At 63.6% G+C, this 24,576-nt stretch carries 27 protein-coding genes and 1 riboswitch; of the genes, 16 read left to right on the top strand and 11 right to left on the bottom strand.

Annotated elements, in window-relative coordinates; genetic code table 11:
- Positions 1 to 159: 159 nt before the first annotated feature.
- A complete protein-coding gene (locus AUL39_RS06500) occupies positions 160 to 987 on the bottom strand; it encodes a class II glutamine amidotransferase (RefSeq protein WP_059054763.1) in 828 nt (275 codons plus the stop codon).
- Between the two features lie 271 nt (positions 988 to 1,258).
- Between AUL39_RS06500 and AUL39_RS06495 the strand changes: the two genes are divergently transcribed.
- Complete coding sequence (locus AUL39_RS06495; protein WP_059054912.1) at positions 1,259 to 1,516, top strand: DUF4160 domain-containing protein; 258 nt, start codon at positions 1,259 to 1,261, stop codon at positions 1,514 to 1,516.
- A gap of 31 nt (positions 1,517 to 1,547) precedes the next feature.
- Entirely contained in the window at positions 1,548 to 1,814 is a 267-nt protein-coding gene (locus tag AUL39_RS11640) for a DUF2442 domain-containing protein (protein ID WP_059054762.1), read from the top strand.
- Here AUL39_RS11640 and AUL39_RS06485 read toward each other — a convergent pair.
- The 5 genes from AUL39_RS06485 to pdxS all read right to left on the bottom strand — a co-directional run bounded on the left by AUL39_RS06485 (position 1,811) and on the right by pdxS (position 6,066).
- Positions 1,811 to 2,587, bottom strand: coding sequence for a radical SAM protein (locus tag AUL39_RS06485; RefSeq protein ID WP_059054761.1), 777 nt, complete (start codon positions 2,585 to 2,587; stop codon positions 1,811 to 1,813). The genes AUL39_RS11640 and AUL39_RS06485 overlap by 4 nt on opposite strands.
- Before the next feature lie 33 nt (positions 2,588 to 2,620).
- Positions 2,621 to 3,328, bottom strand: coding sequence for an MgtC/SapB family protein (locus tag AUL39_RS06480; protein ID WP_059054760.1), 708 nt, complete (start codon positions 3,326 to 3,328; stop codon positions 2,621 to 2,623).
- Positions 3,329 to 3,343: 15 nt separating this feature from the next.
- Entirely contained in the window at positions 3,344 to 4,423 is a 1,080-nt protein-coding gene (locus tag AUL39_RS06475; protein WP_059054759.1) for a 6-phosphofructokinase, read from the bottom strand.
- A 156-nt stretch (positions 4,424 to 4,579) separates the two neighbouring features.
- The gene (pdxT, locus tag AUL39_RS06470; RefSeq protein WP_059054758.1) at positions 4,580 to 5,149 is read right to left on the bottom strand and encodes a pyridoxal 5'-phosphate synthase glutaminase subunit PdxT; all 570 of its coding nucleotides are present in this window, start codon (positions 5,147 to 5,149) and stop codon (positions 4,580 to 4,582) included.
- Positions 5,149 to 6,066 carry a pyridoxal 5'-phosphate synthase lyase subunit PdxS gene (gene pdxS / locus AUL39_RS06465; protein ID WP_059054757.1) on the bottom strand — a complete coding sequence of 306 codons (918 nt, stop codon included), beginning with the start codon at positions 6,064 to 6,066 and terminating at the stop codon, positions 5,149 to 5,151. Before pdxS ends, pdxT begins: the two co-directional genes overlap by 1 nt.
- A gap of 153 nt (positions 6,067 to 6,219) precedes the next feature.
- On the opposite strand from pdxS, the gene pdxR reads away from it, so the two are divergent.
- The gene (gene pdxR / locus AUL39_RS06460) at positions 6,220 to 7,659 is read left to right on the top strand and encodes a MocR-like pyridoxine biosynthesis transcription factor PdxR (RefSeq protein WP_059054756.1); all 1,440 of its coding nucleotides are present in this window, start codon (positions 6,220 to 6,222) and stop codon (positions 7,657 to 7,659) included.
- Here pdxR and AUL39_RS06455 read toward each other — a convergent pair.
- Entirely contained in the window at positions 7,654 to 8,340 is a 687-nt protein-coding gene (locus AUL39_RS06455) for a GNAT family N-acetyltransferase (RefSeq protein ID WP_235810781.1), read from the bottom strand. The two genes, pdxR and AUL39_RS06455, sit on opposite strands and share 6 nt — an antisense overlap.
- A 481-nt stretch (positions 8,341 to 8,821) precedes the next feature.
- Here AUL39_RS06455 and AUL39_RS06450 point away from each other — a divergent pair, with 481 nt between their 5' ends.
- Complete coding sequence (locus AUL39_RS06450) at positions 8,822 to 10,168, top strand: phenylacetate--CoA ligase family protein (RefSeq protein ID WP_082667289.1); 1,347 nt, start codon at positions 8,822 to 8,824, stop codon at positions 10,166 to 10,168.
- Entirely contained in the window at positions 10,168 to 10,596 is a 429-nt protein-coding gene (locus AUL39_RS06445; RefSeq protein ID WP_059054754.1) for an ACT domain-containing protein, read from the top strand. The genes AUL39_RS06450 and AUL39_RS06445 overlap by 1 nt, the downstream gene beginning before the upstream one ends.
- A 191-nt stretch (positions 10,597 to 10,787) precedes the next feature.
- Here AUL39_RS06445 and AUL39_RS06440 read toward each other — a convergent pair whose 3' ends face one another.
- Positions 10,788 to 11,600, bottom strand: a complete 813-nt coding sequence (locus tag AUL39_RS06440; protein WP_059054753.1) for an S-methyl-5'-thioadenosine phosphorylase — start codon at positions 11,598 to 11,600, stop codon at positions 10,788 to 10,790.
- Positions 11,601 to 11,849: 249 nt separating this feature from the next.
- On the opposite strand from AUL39_RS06440, the gene tatA reads away from it, so the two are divergent.
- On the top strand, positions 11,850 to 12,104 hold the full coding sequence (gene tatA, locus AUL39_RS06435; protein WP_059054752.1) for a twin-arginine translocase TatA/TatE family subunit: 255 nt from the start codon (positions 11,850 to 11,852) through the stop codon (positions 12,102 to 12,104).
- Between the two features lie 55 nt (positions 12,105 to 12,159).
- Here the strand turns inward: tatA and AUL39_RS06430 are convergent, their stop codons facing one another.
- Positions 12,160 to 13,026, bottom strand: a complete 867-nt coding sequence (locus AUL39_RS06430) for a LysR family transcriptional regulator (RefSeq protein WP_059054751.1) — start codon at positions 13,024 to 13,026, stop codon at positions 12,160 to 12,162.
- A gap of 205 nt (positions 13,027 to 13,231) precedes the next feature.
- On the opposite strand from AUL39_RS06430, the gene AUL39_RS06425 reads away from it, so the two are divergent.
- The 3 genes from AUL39_RS06425 to AUL39_RS06415 all read left to right on the top strand — a co-directional run bounded on the left by AUL39_RS06425 (position 13,232) and on the right by AUL39_RS06415 (position 15,379).
- Positions 13,232 to 13,696, top strand: a complete 465-nt coding sequence (locus tag AUL39_RS06425; RefSeq protein WP_059054750.1) for a hypothetical protein — start codon at positions 13,232 to 13,234, stop codon at positions 13,694 to 13,696.
- A 156-nt stretch (positions 13,697 to 13,852) separates the two neighbouring features.
- Entirely contained in the window at positions 13,853 to 14,077 is a 225-nt protein-coding gene (locus AUL39_RS06420; protein WP_059054749.1) for a hypothetical protein, read from the top strand.
- A gap of 162 nt (positions 14,078 to 14,239) precedes the next feature.
- Positions 14,240 to 15,379 carry a pyridoxal phosphate-dependent aminotransferase gene (locus tag AUL39_RS06415; protein WP_059054748.1) on the top strand — a complete coding sequence of 380 codons (1,140 nt, stop codon included), beginning with the start codon at positions 14,240 to 14,242 and terminating at the stop codon, positions 15,377 to 15,379.
- A 31-nt stretch (positions 15,380 to 15,410) separates the two neighbouring features.
- On the opposite strand, the gene AUL39_RS06410 is transcribed toward AUL39_RS06415, so the two are convergent.
- Positions 15,411 to 16,562, bottom strand: coding sequence for a M20 family metallopeptidase (locus AUL39_RS06410; RefSeq protein WP_059054747.1), 1,152 nt, complete (start codon positions 16,560 to 16,562; stop codon positions 15,411 to 15,413).
- A 323-nt stretch (positions 16,563 to 16,885) separates the two neighbouring features.
- Positions 16,886 to 17,055: riboswitch (Lysine riboswitch) on the top strand.
- 57 nt (positions 17,056 to 17,112) lie between these two features.
- On the opposite strand from AUL39_RS06410, the gene AUL39_RS06405 reads away from it, so the two are divergent.
- Genes AUL39_RS06405 through dapD form a run of 4 tightly spaced genes read left to right on the top strand, consistent with a single transcriptional unit; the run spans position 17,113 to position 20,815 of the window.
- A complete protein-coding gene (locus AUL39_RS06405; RefSeq protein ID WP_059054746.1) occupies positions 17,113 to 18,402 on the top strand; it encodes a diaminopimelate decarboxylase in 1,290 nt (429 codons plus the stop codon).
- A 59-nt stretch (positions 18,403 to 18,461) separates the two neighbouring features.
- On the top strand, positions 18,462 to 19,352 hold the full coding sequence (gene dapA, locus AUL39_RS06400) for a 4-hydroxy-tetrahydrodipicolinate synthase (protein ID WP_059054745.1): 891 nt from the start codon (positions 18,462 to 18,464) through the stop codon (positions 19,350 to 19,352).
- A gap of 1 nt (position 19,353) precedes the next feature.
- On the top strand, positions 19,354 to 20,073 hold the full coding sequence (dapB, locus tag AUL39_RS06395) for a 4-hydroxy-tetrahydrodipicolinate reductase (RefSeq protein ID WP_235810795.1): 720 nt from the start codon (positions 19,354 to 19,356) through the stop codon (positions 20,071 to 20,073).
- A gap of 40 nt (positions 20,074 to 20,113) precedes the next feature.
- Positions 20,114 to 20,815 carry a 2,3,4,5-tetrahydropyridine-2,6-dicarboxylate N-acetyltransferase gene (dapD, locus tag AUL39_RS06390; protein WP_059054744.1) on the top strand — a complete coding sequence of 234 codons (702 nt, stop codon included), beginning with the start codon at positions 20,114 to 20,116 and terminating at the stop codon, positions 20,813 to 20,815.
- A 185-nt stretch (positions 20,816 to 21,000) separates the two neighbouring features.
- Here dapD and thpR read toward each other — a convergent pair whose 3' ends face one another.
- Complete coding sequence (gene thpR / locus AUL39_RS06385) at positions 21,001 to 21,639, bottom strand: RNA 2',3'-cyclic phosphodiesterase (protein ID WP_059054743.1); 639 nt, start codon at positions 21,637 to 21,639, stop codon at positions 21,001 to 21,003.
- 173 nt (positions 21,640 to 21,812) lie between these two features.
- Here thpR and AUL39_RS06380 point away from each other — a divergent pair, with 173 nt between their 5' ends.
- The 3 genes from AUL39_RS06380 (at position 21,813) to AUL39_RS06370 (ending at position 24,559) form a co-directional block, all read left to right on the top strand.
- A complete protein-coding gene (locus tag AUL39_RS06380) occupies positions 21,813 to 22,916 on the top strand; it encodes an NAD(P)-dependent alcohol dehydrogenase (protein WP_059054742.1) in 1,104 nt (367 codons plus the stop codon).
- 112 nt (positions 22,917 to 23,028) lie between these two features.
- The gene (locus AUL39_RS06375; protein ID WP_059054741.1) at positions 23,029 to 23,460 is read left to right on the top strand and encodes a GntR family transcriptional regulator; all 432 of its coding nucleotides are present in this window, start codon (positions 23,029 to 23,031) and stop codon (positions 23,458 to 23,460) included.
- Complete coding sequence (locus tag AUL39_RS06370) at positions 23,450 to 24,559, top strand: DUF1648 domain-containing protein (protein WP_059054740.1); 1,110 nt, start codon at positions 23,450 to 23,452, stop codon at positions 24,557 to 24,559. The genes AUL39_RS06375 and AUL39_RS06370 overlap by 11 nt, the downstream gene beginning before the upstream one ends.
- Positions 24,560 to 24,576 lie beyond the last annotated feature (17 nt).

The following is a 24,576-nucleotide window of genomic DNA, read 5'->3' as shown; positions in this document are numbered from 1 at the left end:
AACCATACAGACTAGCAGAGGGGCGTGGTGGCGGTGTGCGCGGACGGAGGTAATCGGCGTGGCTCCCGATGGCGTGGGCGCGGTTCTCGGCACGGCGCTATCTGCCACGCGTTATCGCCGGTTAGGGAGGTCTAACCGATCGGAATCCGCGGCAACTGCCTACGACGCGATAACCTCCGGCCATGCGTCGCCAAACTTCTTGCGAAGGTCGAGAATCGCCTCGCAGAACGTGTACCCGTGTGGCGCAGACGTTCGCACCAGGCGTCCGTCTCGGTAGGCAATCAGGCGGTTGCGCGGGACTGGCTTCCAGAGGTCCTTCTCCGCGTCCCCGCCAAGCGGCTTTGTCGAGAAGACGATGGCATCGTCCGAAAGTTGTCGGTAGTTGAGCGTGTCTTCCGACGTATTGGTGTGCACGTAGGTGTAGGTGCCATCGTCCAGGATGAGGTTCAGGCGGTTGAGGTTAGAGATTTGCGAGAGGGCGCCTGCCAGCGCGTCAAAGGTGCCGTCAAAGCCCAGTGTGCCACCTGCACGCATGGTGGCCTCGTCCAGGACGTCGAGAAGGAAGAGCATTGTGCGCTCGCTGTCCGTCTCACCGCGCTCGATGCGGTCGTAGCCCGCGAGCAGCTCCTCGTTGAAGAGGATGCCGTTGTGGATGAGGGTCCACTCGCGTCCGGAGATGTCCGAGCCCAAAAACGGGTGGCAGTTCTCCACGCTCTGCGCGCCGCAAGTGGAGAAGCGAATATGCGCCTCCAGGCGGCAGGCCTCCACGGGCTGCTCCAGAATCTTGGGCAGCAGCGTTGACTCGTAGGCCGGGATGGGCTCGTGCCAGAGCATGACGTCCGCCTCGGGGTCGCCGGGCTTGCCATGGTCGTCTCGCCACGAGAGGCCCCAGCCATGCGGGTTGTCATGACTGTGGGTGTAGAACTCCCTCAGGTAGGCGTTGGCCAAGACCGGCCTTCCCGAGTTGATCGCGAAGAGCTCGCACATGCCGGGCGTCCGATCTCAAGCGGGTGCAGGTACAACACGATGATAGCGCGTCTCGTGTGACGGCACTGTTACCGAGTGGCGCCGCGCGATTCTTTGGGCATACTAGAGCCATGCAAGTGACGGAGCTGACTGGCAGCACTCTATCGGTGATTCGCGCGGGCTCCAGAACTTTTGCGTAAGAACCTGTGGCTATAAGGGGCACAAGTCTGCATCTCCACAGTGAACGCTCTGCATACGAAGGAGCAGCAGGTGCGTTTACAGGAGGATGGCTATGCCCACGATTTCGATATTCTATGGCATCATCATCGCAATGTTCTACGACGATCACAATCCGCCGCACTTCCATGCGACTTATCAGGATTATGAGGCAATATTTGACTTGAATGGGAATATGTTAGATGGAGAAATGCCGATCAGGCAACGTCGTCTTATTGTCGCATGGGCAACGATCCATCAAGACGAGTTGGTGGGGAATTGGCGCTTGCTGTCTGCACATGAGCTCCCATATAAGATTGACCCTCTGCGGTAGAGGTCTCGCCCGATAAGGAGCAGGAGGTGCCATGGGAAGATTTGGTTGGTCCGTAATGTCGGTACGACCACATGAGGACTACAGCATCGATGTCGAATTTTTCGACGGGACAAAAGGCTCCTTCGATGCGCGTCCCCTCTTGAATCTACAGCCGTATGCCCCGCTCAAGAATCCCGTGTTCTTTATGAAGGCACATGCGGAACGTGGGACAGTCGTGTGGAACGATGATTTGGACGTAGCCCCTGAGCGCGTATATGAGGAGTGCACAAACGCGAAATCTGACGGCCGCAATCCCTAGTACCCCACGGTGCAGGGGAAGCCGAGGGCTCGCACGCGCTGGGCAATGGCGTCGAGGGTCTCTCTCGGCGCCTTACCAAGGCCCGAGGCAGGCGTGTCGCGGTCCACGGTGTAGATGGTCACGCCCTCCGGCCTAATGCGCTCAAGCGCCGAGAGCCACGCTTCCACGTGGCCTTCATCCGTGTTGTCGAGCGAGCGGCCCTTGTAGCTGCCGCGCAGGAAGATGGTCTGCACAATCACATGCCCCTTGAAGGACGCGAACACTTCCACCTGATGCTCCACGCTATAGGGCACACGGGGGCGGTCAAGTGCGGCCACGTAGGTGGCGTCGACGGTGTCAAGCTTGAGGACGTTCCTGTCCACGCGGAGAAGTGCCGCGTGCACCTCCGGCCGTGCTGCCTGCGTGCCGTTTGAGAGCACGGTCACGTGCGCTTCTGGCGCGTAGCGGTCGCGCAGTGCTAGCGCCGCGTTGACGGCTGCCGGAAAGACGGGACTTGCGGTTGGCTCGCCGTTGCCGGCAAAGCAGATGTCATCGAGCTTCTCGCCCCTCTCGGCCATTGCCACTAAGGCCGTTTCGAGGGCGGAGATCACCTGGTCAAGGCCCACATAGCTGTCGCGCGTGCGGCGCTCGTCGTTAAAGCCGTTCTCGCAGTACAGACAGTCAAAGGTGCAGATCTTGCCTGTTCTCGGCATTAGGTTCACCCCGAGGGAGACGCCAAAGCGCCTGCTTGTGACCGGCCCAAAGACGGGGCTCTGGTTGAGGAACGTGGGCATGTCGATTGCCTCCAATGCCGCTGGCGTTACCACCTATATCTCGTCGGCGAAGGTGACAAAGTCGAGGTTGCCAATCGACTCTATGAAGAGACTCTTGCGCCCCATCGACGAGAGCTCCACCGAGAAGGTCGCCGCCGTGCCCTTGCGGCCATCCTGGCCGCGAATGACCTCGAAGTTCTCGTACGTGCAGTCCCACGAGTGCAGCTTGCGGAGAAGCTCTCGCACGCCCGACGGCTCGTTGAACTCCACGTAGACGTCGAAGGTCTTTGATGCGCGGCGAATCACGCGGTCAAGGCGGTTGAGCCCCTCGAAGGTGAGAAGCACGAAGAACAGCCCGATGAGCGCGGCCTCCGTGAATCCAATGCCCGCAGCAAGCCCTATGCACGCGCACGCCCAGAGACCGGCGGCAGTGGTGAGGCCGCGGACCTCGTTCTTGCCGGTCACGAGGATGGTGCCCACGCCGAGAAAACCAACGCCCGAGATGACCTGGGCGCCAATGCGGTTGATGTCGCCACGCGCATCGGGGAACTGGTGGAGCACGTACTCGCTCACGATCATGGCCATAGCTGCGCCAATGCACACGAGGACGTGGGTCTTGACGCCTGCGCCCTTGTTGTGGAACTCGCGGTCGATGCCGATGGCCACGCCAATGAGGGTTGCGAGCAGCAACCTTAAGAAGACGGCATGGGCACCCCATGCCGCCGTCTCAGAAACAAAGCTCTGCCAGGCTTTGCCAATCATGCCCTGTGCCGCTTGCTACTCGTCGCCAAAGCTGATGCCCAAAAGCTTTGCCTCGCGCACGAGGTCGCAGTTGGGGTCGACGTACTTGAGCTTGCCGGCAACGTCCTCGAGCGGTACGCGACACATCTTGCCGCCCACCTTGGCAATCATGTAGCCGTACTTGCCCTCGAGGCAGCCGCGCGCCGCCTCGACGCCGCACTGCGTGGCAAAGATGCGGTCCTGGGAGTCGGGCTGGCCGCCGCGCTGCGTGTGGCCGGGCACGGCCACACGAACTTCTCGGTCGGTCCTGCGGGCGATCTCCTCGGCAATGTCATAGGCCACAGAGGGCTTCACGCGCTCGGCTACGAGCTTCTTGTAGTCCTTCTTCTTCATGGCCGCCTGCTCCTTGGAGATGGCGCCCTCGGCGCAGACGATGATCGCAAAGCGTCCGCCGTTCTCCTCGCGCCGGTCGATAGCCTTGACCACGTTGTCCATGTCGTAGGGGATCTCGGGGATGAGGATGACGTCGGCACCGCCGGCAACGCCTGCGTAGAGCGGAATCCATCCCACCTTGTGGCCCATGATCTCGATCACGAAGACGCGGCCGTGCGAGCTGGCGGTGGTGTGGATGTCGTCAATGCAGCGCGTGGCGACGTCGGTTGCCGAGGTGAAGCCAAAGGTGATGTCGGTGCCCCAGGTGTCGTTGTCGATGGTCTTGGGCAGCGCGATGATGTGCAGGCCCTCCTGCGAGAGGCGGTTGGCGGTCTTGGTCGACCCGTTGCCACCGAGCACGAAGAGACAGTCAAGCTTGAGGTTCTTGTAGGTGCGCTTCATGGCCGGAACCTTCACGGTGCCGTCTGCCTCGGGGATGTCGAGCAGCTTGAAGGGGGTGCGGCTGGTGCCGAGCACGGTGCCACCCTGCGAGAGTAGTCCCGAGAAGTCGCCGGGGGTCATCTGAATGTAGCGGTTGTGAATGAGGCCCTGGTAGCCATCGAGAAAGCCGTAGATTTCGACGTCCTGCTTGGTGTTGTGCATGACCGTCTTGACGATTGCACGCATGGTGGCGTTGAGCGCCTGGCAGTCGCCGCCGCTGGTGAGAAGGCCGATCCTCAGCATGGTTCATCCTCTCCTGTGGTCCGTCGTCCCCTGGCGGACGCCTAGAGAGAGTGTGGCACAAGTTGCGGCTCGCGGGTGGGGCCGGCGGCCAAAGGGAGGCTGGCCCGGTGCAGGCGTGAGCTTGCCGCCGGGCCAGCTGCGGGCGCTGCGCCCCGCTCACAGCGAGAGGAACAGCCGGTGCAGCCTGAGGTCTGGGTCGAGTTCCGGATGGAAGGCAACCCCCAACTGGGCACCCTGCCGCACGGCCACCACGTTTCCGTCCACGCGCGCCAGTGCCAGAGCGCTTTTCCCCACGTCAACCACGCGCGGCGCGCGGATGAAGGTCATGGGCACATCTGGGCCAATGCCAGCGACCTCCGCCGTTGCATGGAAGCTTCCCAGCTGCCGACCATAGGCGTTTCTCTCGACGGTCACATCCATCGTTGCCAGGCGTGGCGTGCCCTTGTCGTCATGGGCCGCAAGTCTCTGCGCCAGGAGGATGAGCCCGGCGCAGGTTGCAAGCACCGGCATGCCGTCCTCGATACGCTCGCGCAGTGGCCCGAGCATGCCCAGCTCCTTGAGAAGGCGCCCCTGGACCGTGGACTCGCCGCCGGGCAGCACCAAGCGATTGAACGGGCGCGCGAGGTCGTCCGCGCTCCGTAGCTCGATGGTGTTCTCGCCAAGCTCGGCGAGGCGGGCCTCGTGCTCGGCGAAGGCTCCCTGGAGGGCGAGAACCGCGGTGGCCATTACTTGCCCCTCTCGGCCATGAGCAGGTCTATCTCGTCCTTGTTGATGCCCACCATGGCTTCGCCGAGGTCCTCGGAGAGCGCGGCAACCTTCTCCGGATCGTCGAAGTTGGTGACGGCCCCCACGATGGCACGCGCGCGCTTGGCGGGGTCGCCGCTCTTGAAGATGCCCGATCCCACGAAGACGCCCTCGGCGCCCAGCTGCATCATGAGCGCCGCGTCAGCGGGGGTGGCCACGCCGCCTGCGGCAAAGTTAACCACAGGCAGGTAGCCGTTCTCGTGCACAAAGCGCACAAGCTCGACGGGTGCCTGCAGGCGCTTTGCCTCCTCGAAGAGCTCGTCCGTGCGCAGGCTCACCACGTGGCGGATCTGCGAGTTGATGAGGCGCATGTGGCTTACGGCCTGCACCACGTCGCCAGTGCCCGGCTCGCCCTTGGTGCGGATCATCGAGGCACCCTCGGCAATGCGGCGCAGTGCCTCGCCCAGGTCGCGGGCGCCGCAGACGAAAGGCACCGCGAACTGGGTCTTGTCGATGTGGTAGACGTCGTCGGCAGGGGAGAGGACCTCGGACTCATCGATGTAGTCGATGTCGATGGCCTGGAGCACCTGAGCCTCCACAAAGTGGCCAATGCGGCACTTGGCCATCACGGGGATGGAGACCGCCGCCTGGATGCCCTTGATCATGTGGGGGTCGCTCATGCGGCTCACGCCGCCTGCTGCGCGGATGTCAGCAGGGATGCGCTCGAGTGCCATGACGGCGCAGGCGCCGGCTTCTTCGGCAACGCGAGCCTGTTCGGGGGTCGTGACGTCCATGATGACGCCGCCCTTGAGCATCTGTGCAAGCTCACGGTTGAGCTTTGCGCGCTCCGGCCCGGGTGCCGGCGTGACGGTCTTCTCGTCTCTCTTGTCCTGTGACATTCGTGGTCCTCCTTGCGTTGGCGCGTCTGTGTGCCTACGTAGACTAGGAGCACCGTGGCAATATTAGAATGTCCAGAACGTGATAGATTGCTATGACCAATATAAGTCCAGTTTTACAAAACCGATAAGACCAGATGTTGAGAGGATCGTCGCATGCGGGGGATTGACCTCACAGGGAGAGGGGAGCTTCCCCTCTATGAGTACCTCTACCGGTGCATTCGCAACCAGGTTGTGACGGGTGCGATTGCCGCGGGCGAGCGCTTGCCCTCTAGGCGCGTCCTGGCGGAGCGGCTGGGCGTGAGCGTGGTCACCGTGGAGGGCGCCTATACGCAGCTGGTTGCCGAGGGGTATGTGATCGCTCGGCCGCGTCGGGGCTACTACGCGGCAAGTCTGCCTTCGCTTCCGGACATGGCGATTGCCACGCCGGCTTCCTCGGCGGCCGAGATTGCGCCGGCAGGTGTGGCAGAAGACCAATCCGCTGCAGGTAGGGTGCCATATGATCTGACGCGTGGAGCTAACGTCGCCTGCCAGGGAGCGGCGCGTCTCTGGGAGCGTGCGTTGCGCGACGTATTGGCCCATGAGCCCGACGAGGTGCTCTATCGCACACCGCCTGCCCGAGGCGTTCTCCGCCTTCGCGAGGCGATTGCAAACCACCTCGCGCGCTCGCGCGGTATGTCGGTCGACCCTCGGCTGGTGGTTGTGGGTGCTGGCGCGCAGACGCTCTACGGACTTGTCGCACAGCTCGTTCTTGGGGATGGTTCGGTGGGCGTGGAGGACCCCGGCTATGCCCGTGCGAGCGAGACCTATCGAGCGCATGGGCTTGACGTGCACTACCTGCCGCTTGATGGCGAGGGCATCTCGGTGCGTGCCTTGCGTGCGTCTGGTGCTACCGTGGCGCACGTTATGCCCTCGCACCAGTTTCCCACCGGCCGTGTGATGAGCGTCGCGCGTCGCTACGAGCTTCTGGGCTGGGCCGCCGAGCAGGACGGGCGCTACATTGTCGAGGACGACTACGACTGCGAGCTGCGCCTCGCGGGCCGGCCCATTCCGGCGCTTGCGAGCATCGATGCCACGGGAAGCGTGATGTACCTCAACACGTTCTCGAAGAGTCTCTCTTCAGCGCTGCGCATCGCCTACCTGGTGCTGCCTGCCGCGCTCGACGCCGTCTATGACGAGCGCCTGGGGTTTCTCTCGACCACCGTACCTGCTATCGATCAGGTGGCGCTTGCACAGGCACTTGAGTCCGGAGCGTACGAGCGGCACGTGGCTCGCTATCGCCACGCCATGCGCGAGGTGCGCGATGCGCTGGTTGAGGGTCTGCTCGATGGACCCTCGGGGGAACGCGTCCGCTTTGAGGAAGCCGATTCCGGGATTCACTTCGTGCTGGAGGTGCGCGATGAGGGGCGCGGGGAGGCCGGTATTTCCGCGGCTGCGCGTGAGGTGGGCGTGGGACTGATGCCGCTCTCCTCGTTTGCGCGGGTTTCCGAGCATGTCGGGGCACCGGATGGCTTTGCCCGGTTTGTGGTGCAGTACGACAGCCTCTCGGTGGACGATGCCCGTGCTGCTGCCAAGGCGCTTGGGAGCGTGCTATAGGCCAAGCTCGGCTCTCACCTGCGAAAACGGACGCACCGACGGCTGTGGCAAAGCGTGGGCGCCCAGATTGCGTTCCATCCACACTGTGTCGTACCAGTGCCCAAACTTGTATCCGCAGTTGGGAAAGTGGCCTATCTCGTGGTAGCCTCGCCGCTCGTGGAAGGTGACGCTCCCGTTGTCGAGGTGGGTGTCGGGCGTGCTTGTTGTGGCAACGCAGGCGTATAGGTTGAGGATTCCCTGAGCGGTCAGCACGCGTTCGAGCTCCTGGTAAAGGGCGGTGCCAACCCCGCTGCCGCGGGCCTCGCGGTCAACGTAGATGGAGGTCTCAACGCACCAGGCGTATGCGGCTCGCCCATAGTAGGGACTCGCGTAGGCATAGCCGAGCGCTGCTCCTGCGGCGTCGCGCGCAATCAGCCAGGGGTGTGTGGCGCCAACCCGTTCGATGCGAGCGGCCATCTCCCGTGCGTCAGGGGCATCGTACTCGAAGGTGATTGCGGTGTCTCGTACGTATGGAGCGTAGATGTTGGCGACGGCTGCAGCATCTGAGCTGGTAGCGACCGTTATGCGAAGCTGGTCTACCTGGTTCATGTGGTTCCTCCTTGTAACTCCTGGGTCAACTATAGCGGTGTGCTTGGAGTCCATCGGGCTTGTCGCGGCGCCCATGCTTGCTGCAACAGTCATCTCACTGCACAAAAAGTCGATAGCGGACAGAGTTTCAGGGTTCGCTGCATAAAAACGCTCTATCGGACGGTGTTTTTTGTCTAACTGCATCAAATATTGAATCAAACTTTCATAGAAATGCATACTTAATATGAAATATGCAGTATTGTGGATATGTAGTTCAAAGTTTGATATCTGTGACACGAAGGCACTGTCCGATAGAGCGTTTTTATGCAGCGACTCAGGATTCACCGTCCGATAGGGTAGTTTTATGCACAGGGATCAGCGTCGTTGCATGGCGAAGCGCAATAACTCCTCCGCCTGCAGGTGCCCTATAGCAAGCGCTGCATCAAGTCCACCTGCCGCGCACACCCTCTTGGCGACGCTCCTCTGTGATAAAGTGCGCTCACGGACGCCTGCCCCATCAGGCGCGACGTCTGGGTGACAATGGGTGCACGCGCCGAGTTCAGTCGGCGCAGATTGGCTCGAAAGGCGGTATGGCATGGCAGACGAGCACGACGGCACGGCGATCACCGGCAATGCGGGGGCAAAGGACGCAACGCGCCTTCCGCACGAGAGGCTCGAGGAGATGCAGCTTGAAGGCGTGCGCCGCACGCTGGTCAACTGCTACGAACACGTCCCGTTCTACAAGCGCTCCTTCGACGAGGCGGGCTTTGACCCCTATCACCTGGCCTCCCTCGATGACCTTGCCAACGCCCCGTTTGTGAACAAGCAGGACCTCCGCGACGCCGCGCCCTACGGCATGCTTGCCGTTCCGCTCTCCGACGTGCGCGAGATTCACATGTCGTCCGGTACCACGGGCGTTGCCACGCTTGGTGCCTATACCCAGCATGACCTCGACTTCTGGTCCGACTGCTTCGCCCGCGGCATCCGCTTTGCGGGCGGTGGCGCCAACGATGTGGTGCAGGTTGCCTACGGCTACGGCCTCTTCACGGGTGGCCTTGGTGCCCACTACGGCGCCCTTGCCTCGGGCGCAACGGTGATTCCCACCTCTGCCGGCAACACTGAGCGCCAGATTCGCATCCTGCGTGAGATGGGCACCACGATTCTTTGCTGCACGCCCAGCTACGCCATGCACATCGCCGACACGGCGTTGGAGATGGGCCTCGATCCCTCCCGCGATTTCCATCTCAAGGCGGGAATCCACGGCGCCGAGCCCTTCTCCGACAACTTCCGTGCCGAGCTCGAGCGCAAGCTCGACTACAAGGTGCTCGACATCTACGGCCTCACGGAGACGATGGGCCCGGGCGTGGCCTGCGAGTGCCTCGAGCAGGACGGCCTTCACCTGGCGGAGGACCATTTCTTTGCCGAGATCATCGACCCGGCCACCGGCAAGCGCCTGCCCGACGGCGAGTGGGGCGAGCTTGTCCTTACCACGCTCGATCGCGAGGCATCGCCCGTCGTGCGCTACCGCACGCGCGACATCACGCGCATCCTGCCTGGCGAGTGCCCCTGCGGCTGCACACACAAGCGCATCGACCGCCTGCATGGCCGCACCGATGACATGCTCATCATCCGCGGCGTGAACGTCTTCCCGTCGCAGATCGAGGACGTCATGAAGACCTTCGATCAGGTCTCCAGCTGGTACCAGATCGAGGTTGGCACAGACGAGCGCTCGCTGGATGTGGTCACGCTTAAGGCCGAGGCGAACCCCGACTTCGACTTCGACCAGACCGGCGCAATCGAGTCCCTGCAGCGTCAGATCTCCGCGCGCCTCAAGACCGACCTCTCCGTTGGCATCAAGGTTCGCATCGTCGAGCCCAAGTCCATCTCGCGCAGCACCGGCAAGGCGAAGCGCGTCATCGACACGAGGAAGGGGATTAAGTGATGATCAAGCAGATTTCGGTCTTTCTTGAGAACGACAAGGGCCGTCTGGCCGCGCTCTGCCGCTGCCTGGCGGACGCGGGCGTCAACATGAGCGCCCTCTCGATTGCCGATACCCCGGAGTACGGCCTGGTACGCATCGTATGCAATGAGGCCGACAAGGCCAAGGCGGCGCTCGACGCGGCCGGCTACCGTGCTCGCGTGACCAAGGTCACGGCCGTGGCAGTGCCAAACCGCCCCGGCGGCCTGGCCGAGCTCCTCGAGACGCTCGACGAAGCTGACATCTCGGTGGAGTACGGGTATTGCTTCTCGCACCAGGACGGCAACGCGATCTTTGCCCTTAAGGTGACGGACTCCGCGCAGGCAGCGGAGGCGGTCTTTGCCATCGAGCGCGCCGGCTTCCAGATTCTGGAGGAGGGCGAGCTGGACTAGCTCCGGTCCTGGATGCCGCTGTCCTTCTCGCATATTGAACGGAGAAGCCCCTCCGGCGCCATCTGGCACCGGAGGGGCCGTTTTGGAAGCAACAGCGTCTAAAACCCTCGCTCCGGCGCCGAATTCTCGCCCGAAGGTGCATTTCTGCAGAAGGGGAGAGAACCGCACGCGAAGAAGCGAGAATCGCACACCTACAAGCGACCGAAGAGCGTCGCGCTTCCTGTGCAGTCGTCGTCGATGGTGGCGGGCAGCGCGGGGACCATGGCCTCGATGAGCTTGCGCAGCAGGTGGAGGTTCTCGTTAAAGACGCGCAGCACGTCGTCGTTGGTGACGGCGGCGTACTTGCCCAGACCGGAGTCGTAGTCGGTGACCAGGCTCACGTTCACGTAGTGCATGCCAAGTTCGCGGGCGAGCCATGCCTCGGGGTACTGCGTCATGTTCACCACCGACCAGCCCATCTTCTGGAACCACTCGCTCTCAGCGGTGGTCGAGAAGCGCGGCCCCTGGATGGTGACAACAGTCCCGCCGTCGTGCACGGGAATGCCCAGCTCGCGGCACTTCTCGACGGCGACCTTGCGCATGGTCTCGCAATAGGGGTGAGCTGCGGAGAGGTGCTGCACGCCCAGCCCCAGGTCATGCGTGAAGAACGTGTCGGCACGGCCCTTGGTCCTGTCCACAAACTGGTCGCAGATCACAAAGTCGCCGGGGTGGATGTCAAGCGAGAGGGACCCCACCGAGCACGGCCCAATGACCTGCTTCACGCCCAGCTCGTGCATGCCCCAGAGGTTGGCGCGATAGTTGACCTCGCCGGGAGCAAAGGTGTGCTTGTGGCCGTGGCGGGGGAGAAACGCGACCTTGCGACCGCCGATGGTCCCCACGGTGTAGACGTCGGAGGGCTGGCCCCAACGGGTGTCAAGGGAGACCTCCTCGTAGTCGCCCTCGAAGAGGCTGTAGAAGCCGGACCCGCCAAAGATGCCGATTTCTGCCTGCGGAAGCTCTGCCATGCGTGACTCCTTTCGAATGCGGTGCATATGCCCTCGTACATTGTAGAGTGGCGTCTCTGCTCCGTCACGCGGCACTGCATCAAAGCAAATCGATACAAGCTCTATATGGGAAGGTACATCAAAATGTATTTTACCTATCCATTGGCCAATCCTACTATCAAGACTGAAAGGCGGCGCGCCCCATGGCGTGCTGCACAGGGACCGCAACAGGTGTTGCCGTCCAACCGCATGTCGTTATAGGAGGCAACAATGGTTCTCGGAATGGGTGTTCCCGAGCTTCTCGTCATCCTCTTGGTCGCCCTGATCATCTTTGGGCCCAAGAACCTGCCCAAGCTTGGCTCCGCCATCGGCAAGACCGTCAAGAACGTGCGCGAGGGCATGGAGGAAGGCAGTGACGACAAGGACGTCGCCAAGGTCGAGAAGTCCAGCTCCTCCGAGAACCTCGAGGAGGTCGTCGCCGACCCCGATGACGCCGATGTCGAGGTCTCCGCGAGCGCCAAGTAACCTAGGTTCCCATTTCCCCAGGCCGGACGGCCTCCTTCCTCCGTTCGGCCAGTTCCTACCCCAGATCGCCGAGAAGAGCCAAGCACCTCTGTGCAAGCGGTGACATGTAACGGTCTGCCTTCCAGACCACCGCCTGCCGAGTTGACAAGCCCTTCTCGGCGATCACCTTTATGAAGCAATCGCCCGTGTCGGTGACGGGAAGCAGCGTCTCGGGTGCGAGGGCAACGCCCATGCCGCCGCGCGCCCAAGTGCAGGCCGTGCGCTCGTCGTCGACCACGCAGCCTACGGAAAGCTCCGCCTTGGCTTCGTCGAACGTGGCGCGCACCTGCTCTTCAAGGCGACGCGCGAGCACCACCGGCACGCCCGAGAGCTGAGTGCAGGTGACTTCCATCTCCGAGCCCACCTCAAGCGCGGGCGGCATGATGGCAAGCATGCGCTCCGTCTTGGCGTAGCGGCAGCGCAGACCGGCGCTCGCGAACGGCGTGCGCACCACGCCGATGTCCACCACGCCGCCCTCGAGCATCTCGAGTACCTGCGGCGTGTCTCCCTCGCGCAGCTCCACCGAGACGTTGGGTGTGGACGCAAGCTCGACGAGTCTCGTGCCGGGCACCAATCCCGCGCACGAGGCATCGACCCCAAGCGTGAGCACGCCGGTCATGCCCTTGCCCACGCCCTCGACGTCGCGCTTCGTTGCCTGCGCAAGCGCTAGGATGCGCGTGGCCCGCTCGTAGAGGAGCTTGCCTGCGTCCGTGAGCGTGGCCGAGCGAGGCCCCCTGCGCACGAGCGTGGTTCCCAGCTCGCGCTCCAGTTGTGCCAGCTCGTACGAGAGCGGTGGCTGCGAGATGTGCAGGCGACGCGCGGCCGCCGTGATCTGGTGCTCCTCGGCTATGGCGACGAAGTACTCCAACTGCTTGAGATTCACGCATGCCTCCTGCGGTATCTGCATGTGTGCGGCCGCCTGGCGTGACGGCAGCGTGCGAACAAGTCATACGAGAATTGTATGGCGTTGCCTTAGAACATGCACGTGCAAGATGGATCTCTATCATTGCGCCCCGCACCCATGGGTAGAATGTGGGCACGAAGGGAGCCGGGCACAAGCGCCGGCACACACGGAGGGTGAGGTCCACATGGCCCGCAACAGCGACAACTACCCCAGCTACGAGGTCCCCGGTGAGGACTTTGACCCAAAGCGCGAGGTCGAGGAGGCAATTGACGCGGGCGAGAAGGCCCTTGCGTGCCTCAATCGGGCGTCCAAGTGCCTTGACAGCGCGTCGGGGTGGGGCATGCTCGACATCTTTGGCGGTGGCCTCATCTCTGGCCTGGCCAAGCACCACCGCATCGACGAGGCGCAGGACGCCCTGCGAGAGGCGCAGTCATCCCTTGCGGTGTTCTCGCGCGAGCTCTCGGACGTTCGCGAGTTCTCTGGCCTCAAGGTGGACATTAGCCGTGGCTGGACCTTCGCGGACTTCTTCTTTGACGGCGCCATCTCGGACATCGTGGTGCAGAGCAAGATTGAGGACGCGCGCAGCCGCGTGGACCATGCGCGTGACACCGTACGAGATGCCCTCGCGCGTCTGGAGAAGCTCCGCTAGGCGTCTTTGCACATCGAAAACGTGGCACTTACGCTGGGCTAACGTCTTGTTCAAACAAGTTGTAGACGTTATGTGCAGTTAACGATGAAGCAACATATCGCTCCTGCATGGCGGGTACCGTATTCACCAGGAACACCGCTAGGAAAGGAGGACTCCATGAAGATCAAGAACCTGAGCAGGCTCCAGAAGAAGGTCCTTGACGCCTGCATGGACGGCTGGTTCATGAGCGGCGAGTACACCGCCATGTTCGACAACCACCGTCGCAGCTTCGAGGCCGACAGCCCCCTGTGGCTCTACCGCGATATTGAGCGCTGGTATGGAAGCCATGCCGCCAACCACGGGGATTCCCACCTGCTCGTCAAGTGCACCAGGGTCGATTAGGGGCAATACGCCCCGGCACCCCGGTGCCGTCCGGGGAAATGACAAAGTGCACGTTGGCAAGCGGGACCCCACGGGGTCTTTTTTTGTTAGTCTTCGGGGAGTAGCGCCCGCGCGCCGCCCCCGTTTTTCTTTGGGGCAGCCTGGAATCCCTAGGAGGAACCCATGCCCCTCTCGCTCAATGCTGCCCTTGATGACCTAAGGCTCTCTGGCATCAGGCGCTTCTCGGCACTCGCTGCCCAAACTCCCGGCTGCGTCTCGCTCACGCTTGGTGAGCCCGGAGAGGACACGACCCCCAACGTATGCGCCAAGGTGGGGGAGGACCTTGCCCGCGGTCTCACGCATTACCCGCCCAACAACGGCTTTGCATGGCTTCGCGAGGCAATCTGCGCGTGGGAAGCCGAGCGTGGCGTGCGTCTTGCGCCGGAAAACGTGATTGTGACCGATGGCGCAACGGAGGCGCTCTTCTGTGCCATCACGTCGCTTCTCAACCCCGGCGACGAGGTCATCATCCCCACGCCGGCGTTTCTCCTCTATGACTCCCTCGTGAGGCTGGCGCGCGGTGTGCCCGTGGCGCTCGACACCACAGCGAGCGACTTCCAGCTGGACCCGCGCGCGCTCGCGCAGGCGGTTACCCCCCGCACCAAGGCGATTGTGATTACCTCGCCCAACAACCCCACCGGGTGTGTGCTCGACCGTCGCAGCATGGATGCCGTTGCCGAGGCGGCGCGTACGCGCGACCTCTACGTGATCTGCGACGACGTCTATGGCGAGCTTTGCTACGAACCTGGCTACCGACGCTTCTCGTCCCTCTATCCCGAACTTGCGGATAGGACCATCGTTGCCAACAGCTTCTCGAAGCCGTGGGCCATGACCGGCTGGCGCCTAGGCTGGGTGGGCGCTGGCGAGAAGGTCGCTGCCGCTATGGCCAAGGTGCACCAGTACGCGGTCTCGTCGGTGCCGGCCTTCCTGCAGCACGCCGCCGTGGAGGCGCTTGCTACCAATACGGCCCCCATGCGCGCCTCCTACCAGTCACGACGCGACGTCACGGTGGAGGCGCTCGCGCACATGGGGCTTCGCACCGTCACGCCCCAGGGCGCGTTCTACGCATTCCCCAGCATCGAGGCGCTGGGCTTCTCAAGCGAGGAGTTCTGCGAGCGCGCCATCCGCGAGGCCGGTGTGGCGCTGGTGCCGGGCTCGTGCTTTGGCGGCGAGGGCCACGTACGCCTAAGCTATGCCACGGACGAGAAGACCCTGGCCACAGGCCTTGAGCGCCTGGCTGGGTTTGTGGGAGAGTTGCGGTAGGGGTGCCTGCCGCCAACGGCGCATACGGGCGCTACTCGTCCTCCACCACGTGTGCCATCATGAGCAGCAGCGCCACCGCGACGCCCTGCTCAAGCGACGCCTTGCGAATCCACTCGTCGCGCGTGTGGGGAAGGCCGCCCGCGATGGTGCCCACGCACACCGCGGGCACGCCAAGCGAGAGCGGCACATTTGCGTCGGTCGAGGAGCTCACGTGCCGCGCGCGCATGCCAAGGACCGCCTGAATGGCGTCGTCGCAGCGACGCGTGAGACGGCGCTCGGCACTCTCGCTCACGTCACCGGTGGCGGGGCGGCGGCCTATTACGTCGATTCGCACCTCCATGTCGTCGCGGGCGTCCGCGCGGGCGACGAGGTTGCGGAGCTTCTCGTCCATCTCCTGCAGGCACGCCTCGCTCGTGGAGCGGAACTCGCAGAGGCACGACGCCTCGCTCGCGATGCTGTTGACCGTGGTGCCGCCCTCGATGAGGCCAACGTTGCAGGTGGTGCGGGCCTCGGTGGGGCGCGGCAGGTCGTACATCGCGCAGACGATGCGCGAGAGGCGCTCGATTGCGTTGGGAACGCCCCAGTTCTTCCAGCTGTGACCGCCCTGTGTATGCACGCTGATGCGATAGCGCATAGACCCCACGGCTTCGGTGACCACCTCAGGGAAGTGTGCGTCGAGCGCGGTGAGTTCGGTCACGGGGGCCGTGGCCTCGCGCATGAGCTGCTTGGTGCCCTTGAGGTTACCCAGGCCCTCCTCGCCGGAGTTTGCCACCACCACAACGCAAGTGTCGAGCTTGGGCCGGTGCCTCAGGAACCACTTGGTGGCCATGAGCAACGTCACCAGGCAGGCGGTGTCGTCGCCGATGCCCGGGGCGTACATGTTCTCCTCGTCCTCGGAAAGCGGCAACTCGCCCGTGTCGGGAAAGACAACGTCGGTGTGAGCCGAGAAGACCGCACGGCCTGGTTCGGACCGGTTGCCCAGGATGCAGACCACGTTTCTTGCCTCGTCCACGGTGACGTCGGTTGCGCCCTGCTCGCGGAGCCAGTTGGCCACGAACTCCGCACGGCGGCCCTCATCGCCGGTGGGTGCGCCAATGCGGCCGATCGTGCGAAGGAGCTCGAGTGACTCCTCGTGCACCTCTTGAGCAAACTCCAGTGCTGTGCAGGTCTCCCTTGGGTTCATGCGGTCCTCCCGAGCGCGGCGCACCGCCGCGTAGCGTGCGTGTTGCCCTTAGCATACTCCCTTACTGGCGCCCAGCTCTCCTCCTATCGGCGCCCGCCTCCTCCATCCCCCTCCGCCCCGTTCTTTAGCGGTATTTGAGAATCGTGTTTCTCGCCAACTGGGCAAATGCAGTGCCCGATTCTCAGAAATCGCTAAAGAACGGCGGGGCGCAGGGGGACTATGGAGATGATGGGCGAGGAGGTGCCTACCACCTCGTGAAGAAGTTTTTCTCCGTTGGTGTCACGTGCGACCTTGCGCCGCCGGGGCGTGGATGCTAGCGTTGTCCCCACGATAGAGGAGCGGGCACGATGGTCCTGGTGGAGCCGGCGGGCGAGGATTCCAGGAGAGGCGATGACCGCCGAACTTCCACGTCAGGCATGGCGTGGCGGTGGGCTCGGCGGGAATACCGCCGGGACTGTCCGTGGAGAAGATCTGCGGGAGCGCTATCCCCGGCCACGCGGCGCTGCTGCGTGGACCCCGGCGGCGCCCCTGCGGCGCGTCTGGGGGAACAATGGGGGAGAAGCTACCGTTCGTCACAAGAGACCAGCTCGAGCGTGCCGCCGCGCAGTGGCCCACGCCCTTCCACGTCTATAGCGAGAAGCTCATCCGCGAGCGTGCGCGCGCCTTGAAGGCGGCGTTCTCGTGGAATCCCGGCTTCACCGAGTACTTTGCCGTGAAGGCAACGCCCAACCCCACGATTGTCTCCATCCTCGCCGAGGAGGGCTGCGGCTGCGACTGCGCAACCGCCACGGAGCTCACGCTTGCAAACGCCTGTGGCGTGCGAGGCGAACGCATCATGCTCTCCTCCAACGATACGCCCGACGAGGACTACCGCCGCGCGCGCGACCTGGGCGCCATCATCAACCTGGACTCGCTCGACATGGTGGACTGCCTGTCGCGCGCGCTTGACGGCAGGCTGCCCACCATGGTCTGCCTGCGCTTTAACCCCGGAGGGAACTTCACTGCCTCGAACGGCATCATCGGTGAGCCCGAGGACTCCAAGTTTGGCATGACCGTCGAGCAGGTCATGGAGGCCGCGCGCAGGCTCTCTGCCATGGGCGTCACCGAGTTTGGCCTCCACGCGTTTCTCGCCTCGAACACGCAGGTCGAGGACTACTACCCGCGCCTCGCGCGCGTGCTCTTCGAGCTGGCCGTGCGTCTTTCGCGCGATCTTGGCGTGCATGTGCGGCTGGTTGACCTCTCCGGCGGCATTGGCATCGACTACCGACCCGAGGATGTTCCCGTGGGCATCGCTGCCGTGGGCGAGGGCGTGCGCCGCGTGTACGAGGAGGTTCTCGTGCCTGCGGGTATGGGTGACGTGGCGCTTGCCGCCGAGCTTGGCCGCTGGATGCTGGCGCCTGCGGGCGGCCTTGTGACCCGTGTGATCCACGAGAAGGTCACCTACCACGACTACCTGGGCGTCGACGCCTGCGCCTCCAATCTCATGCGCCCCGCCGTCTACGGCGCCTATCATCACATCACCGTTATGGGCCACGAGGGCGAGCCCGCAACCAAGCGTTACAACGTGGTGGGAAGGCTCTGCGAGAACTCCGACCAGTTCGCGCGCGACCGCATGCTGCCCGAGGTCCACATCGGTGACCTGCTCTTCATTCACGACGCCGGCGCCCACGGGTACTCCATGGGCTACAACTACAACGGCACGCTCCGCTCGGCGGAGCTGCTGTTGCGCGAGGATGGCTCGTTCGAGCTCATCCGGCGCGCCGAGACGCCGGCGGACTACTTTGCCACGCTCGACTTTCCGGGTTCGCGCTTCTCGGCGCTCGCCCACCCAGAGGGCTAGGCAGCACGTAGGGATCACACGCAAGGCGCCTGCGGGGCGCCCAGACGAGAGGGGAAACAATGGACATGCAGGGACTTACCGGATCCGTCGTGGCGCTGGTCACGCCGTTTTTGGAGGACGGCTCCATCGACTTTGGCTCGCTGGAGCGCCTGGTTGACTTTCACCTCGAGAACGGGACCGACGGCATCTTGGTCCTGGGGACCACGGGAGAGTCTTCCACGATGACCGACGAGGAGGACCTCGAGGTAGCCAAGACCGTCATTGACCGCGTGGCGGGCCGTATTCCCGTCATTGGCGGCGCGGGATCAAACTCCACGGCGGAGTCGCTCCGCAAGGCAAAGGCGCTGGAGAAGCTTGGTGCCGACGGTCTTCTCCTCATTACGCCCTACTACAACAAGTCCAACGAGGAGGGCATCTACCGTCACTTCACGACGGTCCTCGACCAGGTTGACGTGCCGTGCCTGCTCTACAACATCCCTGGTCGCACGGGCTGCTCCATCTCGGAGAGAAACGTCGCACGCCTGGCCACGCACCCCAACGCGTGGGGCATCAAGGAGGCCTCGGGCAACATCTCCTATGCCACGATGGTTGCGCGCTACCTCTCGGATGACTTCCACATGATGAGTGGCAACGATGACATGGTGGTGCCCATCCTCTCGCTTGGTGGTGTTGGCGTGGTCTCGGTCTGGGCAGACGTTGCGCCGCGTACCGTGCACGACATGTGCGAGAAGTGGCTCGCTGGCGATACCGCCGGCGCGCTCAAGGTGCAGCTTGAGAACCTCGACCTGGTGCACGCGCTCTTTGGCGAGGTCAACCCCATCCCCGTGAAGGCGGCGCTCGCCAAGATGGGCCTCATCGGTCCCACCGTGCGCCTGCCGCTCTGGCAGCTCTCGCCCGAGGCTGACGCGCGCCTCGAGGAGGCCATGAAGGGGGCTGGTCTTCTTGGCTAGCGTGCTGGTGGTAGGTGCCAAGGGGCGCATGGGAACGCTGCTCCGGGCTGCCGTCGAGGCAGATGAGTCGCTCTCGCTTGCGGGCGGATACGACGCCGATAACGTCTCTGAACTGGACTCGGTTGCGCCGGAGGTGGACCTCGTGATTGACTTCTCCGCCCCCGCGTCGCTGTCCCACGTGGAGGCGTACGTGCGCCGAACGCACGCGGCGCTCCTTTCGGGTACCACGGGCCTCTCGGCAGATGACCTCGCGCGACTGCGCGCTCTGGGCGAGGTGGCACCGGTCATCTGGAGCGGAAACTACTCGCTGGGTGTGGCGGTCCTTCGACACCTGGCGCGCGAGGCTGCGGCATCGCTTCCCGGATGGGACACCGAGATTGTCGAGTGTCACCACAACCGCAAGGCGGACGCCCCCTCCGGAACGGCAAAGATGCTGCTTGAGGCCGTGGACCCCGCTGGCGAGAGGAGCGTCGTCTACGGTCGCGATGGCATCGTGGGACCGCGCCCCGCAGGCGAGATCGGCATGCACAGCCTGCGCGGTGGCACTGTGGCAGGAACGCACGAGGTGATGTTCTTTGGCGAGGACGAGGAGGTTGTGCTCACGCACCGCGCGACGAGCCGCCAGATCTTCGTGAACGGCGCCATTGCCGCGGCCAAGCGCCTGCTTGCGCGCGAGCCCGGCTTCTACGACTTCGACACGCTCATGTTCGGACAGCTTTAGGAAACGAGAGCCGCCAGTTGTTGGCGAGAGGAGACTATCCGTGGACGCCCAGGAAATCATCAACTTCATAGCGAGTGCGCCAAAGAAGACGCCGGTCAAGGCATACGTCAAGCTTGCCCCTGGGGCGCACGTGGACTTTGGTCCCAGCTCTCACGTCTTTGGGGCGGGAGACGTCGTGGTCTTTGGCGACTGGTCCGAGGTCGGGCCGGCGCTTGAGGCGGCAGGTGACGACGTTCTCGACGTCGTCATAGAGAATGATCGCCGCAACTCCGGCGTGCCACTGCTTGACGTGCGCAACGTGAACGCTCGCATTGAGCCGGGCGCCATCATTCGCGACCAGGTGGAGATTGGTGACAACGCGGTCATCATGATGGGCGCGATCATCAACATTGGTGCGGTCATTGGCGCGGGCACGATGATTGACATGGGCGCTGTTTTGGGTGGGCGCGCCACGGTTGGCGCCCACTGCCACGTGGGCGCTGGCTGCGTGCTTGCTGGCGTGGTGGAGCCCGCGAGCGCGACGCCCGTGGTGATCGAGGACGACGTGCTTCTCGGCGCAAACTCCGTGGTCATCGAGGGGTGCCGCGTTGGCAAGGGGGCCGTTGTGGCGGCTGGCGCGGTAGTGACCGAGGACGTGCCTGCCGGTGCGGTGGTTGCCGGGTGCCCGGCTCGTGTGATCAAGATGAAGGACGAGAAGACCGAGGCCAAGACTGCCCTGGTGGACGCGCTGCGCAACCTGTAGAGGGAGCTGCTCGTCACGGCGGGGGGTGCTCTTCTCGCCCTTGCTTTTCTTCCCGTCGCGTTGTCGCGGATTTCGAACGGTTAAGCAGGGTTAACCAGCGAAAATCCGCGTCATTCGAACTGTTCCGCGGAATTCGAACGTTTACGGTGGTCCAAACGTTCGAATTCCGCGGCTTTTGCATCTTGCTAGATGCAACTCTTCCAGCCACGCAGCGGTGCGGCGAGGATGGGCGTATAGGTGAGCTGCTCGCCCGTGGGGTGGTGGCTCCACATGAGGGCTACCTCCGCGTGGCGTGTCTCGAGCTGGGAAAGCTCGCAGGAGACCTCCTTGCAAATGCGCCACAGGTCAGGCATCCCGTTGGCTCCTACCTCTCTTGCTGGCCGCGCGCCACGTACAAGGGTCACGTGCGGCACGAAGGGCCTCTTGTCCACAGGAAGCCCCTGTGCGGTCAGCTCCCGCACGAGCGTTCGCTGGAGGACGAGAAGCCCCTCTTGCCGAGAGACGCCCCGCCATACGATGCCCCCGCGCCGGTGCTCAAAGGCGCCAAGGTCGCCCAGCGAGAGGCTCACTGGGCCACACATGCGCGCGGTCGCGAGCAGCGCTTCGGCCGCGTGCCGCTCGCTCGATTCGTCGAGCGATCCGAGAAAGGTCAGCGTCAGGTGGATGTTTGTCGTGGGGGTAGGACGCCCCGTGCGAAGCCCCTTCAGCATGGCGTCGCGCGCCCGCGCAAGCGCTGCCTGCTCCTCTGCCGAGAAGCGCAGGGCAATAAAGAGCCGCTTGGGTGTCTGGACTGTAGACGGTTGGTGGTTCTCGGCATGCTCCATGATGTCTCCCGTAGCTAGCCTGCAGAGATTGTCCCTACAAGGAAGCCTATCTCAACGAGTGGCTCCGCAGCTCCACTTGCAGGAATGACGAGTTGAACGTCTGCTCTGTGCCCTATAGTCATTCGGTGAGCGGGATAGGCGCCCGCGAGCCACGTGACGTTGGGAGGGTACACATGAGAGTCAGGGCTTTGGTCGTGCACGAGAAAAACGGCCCCTATTGCATGGAGGACGTCGAGCTGGACGAGCCTAAGGACAACGAGGTTCTCGTGCGAAACGTGGCCTCGGGCATCTGCCACACCGACGAGTTTGGCCGCTCCCAGGGCGTGCCCATAGCGCTGCCGCTGGTGCTGGGCCACGAGGGCGCCGGCATCGTCGAGCGCGTGGGCGCCAACGTGGACGACCTCAAGCCCGGAGACCACGTGGGCATAACCTACGCTTTCGACAACACCTGCCCTGCATGCCAGGCGCACGAGCCCTACTACTGCGAGAACTTCAACCAGATCAACTTCGGCGGCGTTGCCTCCGATGGCACCACGCGCCTCCACCAGGACGGCCATGACGTGAGCATGTTCTTCGGGCAGTCCTCGTTCGCCACCTACTCCGTGGCCAACGCTGCATCGGTCTGCAAGGTTGACGATGACGTTGACCTGGGTATTGTTGCGCCTCTGGGCTGTGGCGTGCAGACGGGCGCCGGTGCCATGATCAACGTGGCTCACGTGGACGAGACAAGCGCCGTCGCCGTATTCGGCTGCGGTGCCGTGGGAATGTCGGCCATCATGGGTGCGGCTGTAGCGGGAGCCAAGGTCATCATCGCGGTGGGAGGCAATTCCAAGAGCCTGGCCCTTGCCCGCGAGCTTGGCGCGACTCACACCATTAACCGCAAGGAGGTGGACGACGTCCCGGCGGTGGTCCACGGGATCTGCCCTGCCGGCGTCGACGTCACGTTGGACACCTCCGGCAACCAATACATGATGGTAAACGCCATCCGCAGCCTCAAGTACCATGGCATGTTCCTGCCTGTTGCGGCAGCAGGTTGTATAGACCACTTTGACGTTGGCGGCGACATCATGATGCCCATGCGCACCATGAAGGGCACCTGCGAGGGAGAGTCAGATCCCAAGACCTTCGTCCCGCAGATGGTGCGCTGGTACAAGGAGGGTCGCTTCCCCGTGGACAAGATCCTCTCGTTCTACGACTTCTCCGAGATTGACAAGGCTCTTGAAGATACGTCTAGCGGCAAGGCCATCAAGGCCGTACTCAGGATCTCGAAGCAGTAGGACGCGTATTGCTGGCGATTGTTGTCGGGCCTCCTCCGTCTGGTTGACAGGATTGTTCTATCTGTTATAGTTCAAATAGAACAAATGCTGTCGCCGCGGAGGGGGCTTTGCCATGCCCATCGTGATAGACCAGATGTCAGAGGATCCCATCTACCAGCAGATTCGCACACAGGTGATAGGGGCCATCGCCACGGGTGAGCTGTCTCCCGGGGAACCTCTCCCCTCGGTGCGCTCGCTTGCGCGAGACCTTGGTGTGAACCTCCATACCGTGAACAAGGCGTATGCCGTCCTGCGCGACGAGGGCTACCTCATCATGCGCGGTCGGTCTGGCGCCTTTGTCGCAGACATACGGGATTCGCCCGTGCACCATCTCACGGCCGAGCAGGACTGGCTCATGGGAAAAGAGCTGAGGCGACTAGCGGTAGCCTTCCGGGCTCGCGGGGGTTCGGAGTCTGCGTTTGTGGAGGAGGCGGCCCGCCAGGCGCGCGCCGCGTTCCAGAGGGAGAAGACCTTAGTCAAAGGGGCTGGTACGGATGAGCGCTGAGTCTATCCTTGAGGTGGTCATGATTCTCGTCTTGGTGCCAATGTGCGGCATCGTCTTCGCCCTGACTCCCTGGATCACGCCGAAGAGCGAGCTTTTCGCGGTGAGCGTTCCCACCGCGGCGGCGAGCGACCCAGAAGTACGTTCGCTCAAGCGTGGTTACTCACAGTGGATGCTCGTCCTAACCGCCGCGCTCACCGGCTTGGTCATCTATGCGTTCGCCGCGGCTGATGAATACACCGCCGCACTTGTCATCTGTGTGGCGACCGCAGCCCTGGTGCTCGTGGGCTACCTCCTCATGCTGCGCTGCAGGGACAGGGTGCGTAACCTCAAGAAGGTCCGCGGCTGGGTAGCCTCAGCCCAGGAGCACGCGGCCATGTTGGTCGGTGACGGCGTTCCCATGCCGGCGTCGCTGAGCTGGGAGCTTCTCAACTTGCTGCCCATAGCCGCATCGTTGCTCATAGCAGCGCTGGGCTACGACGGGGCGCCGGACCTCATTCCCATCCACGAGGGCTTGGACGGAGTCGTGAACGGCTGGGCTGAGAAGTCCGTTCTCACGATGCTCCTGCCGATTCTGTTCCAGCTGGCGATGGCAGGTACGATGACCGTTGCCCACGCCATGATCTTGCGGTCAAAGCGTCCCGTGGACCCGCGACATCCGGCGTCGAGCGCCTTCGCCTACGGTGCCTACGTGCACGCCTGGAGCGTGTGCTGCGTGTGGATGGGCCTGGCACTGAACGCGTCCGGGATGGTGCTGGAGGCATCCCAGGTGGGATGGGTCTCGCTGCACGTTGCATCCACGGCGATCACGGCCGTCACGCTGGCAATTCTCGTCCCTTGCTTGGTCCTGGCCGTTCGCTATGGGCAGAACGGCACGAGGCTCCTTGCGCGGCTGCCGGAGGACCTCGCGCTTCCCGCGGACGAGGACGACCGATGGTATGGAGGCGTGTTCTACGTCAACCGAGAAGACCCGTCAGTAGTGGTGCCCAAGCGCTTTGGGATTGGCTGGACGCTCAACATGGGAAGGCCTGCCAGCTGGGCCATCGTGGTTGGGCTAGTCGCCATCTGCATCGTGTCCATTGTGGTGGCTGCGCAGGGGTAGGCGAGGCGCCGCCCTGC

The organism is Tractidigestivibacter scatoligenes (genome assembly GCF_001494635.1).
Classification (GTDB): Bacteria; Actinomycetota; Coriobacteriia; order Coriobacteriales; family Atopobiaceae; genus Tractidigestivibacter; species Tractidigestivibacter scatoligenes.
This window is presented reverse-complemented; position numbering and strand designations above follow the sequence as displayed.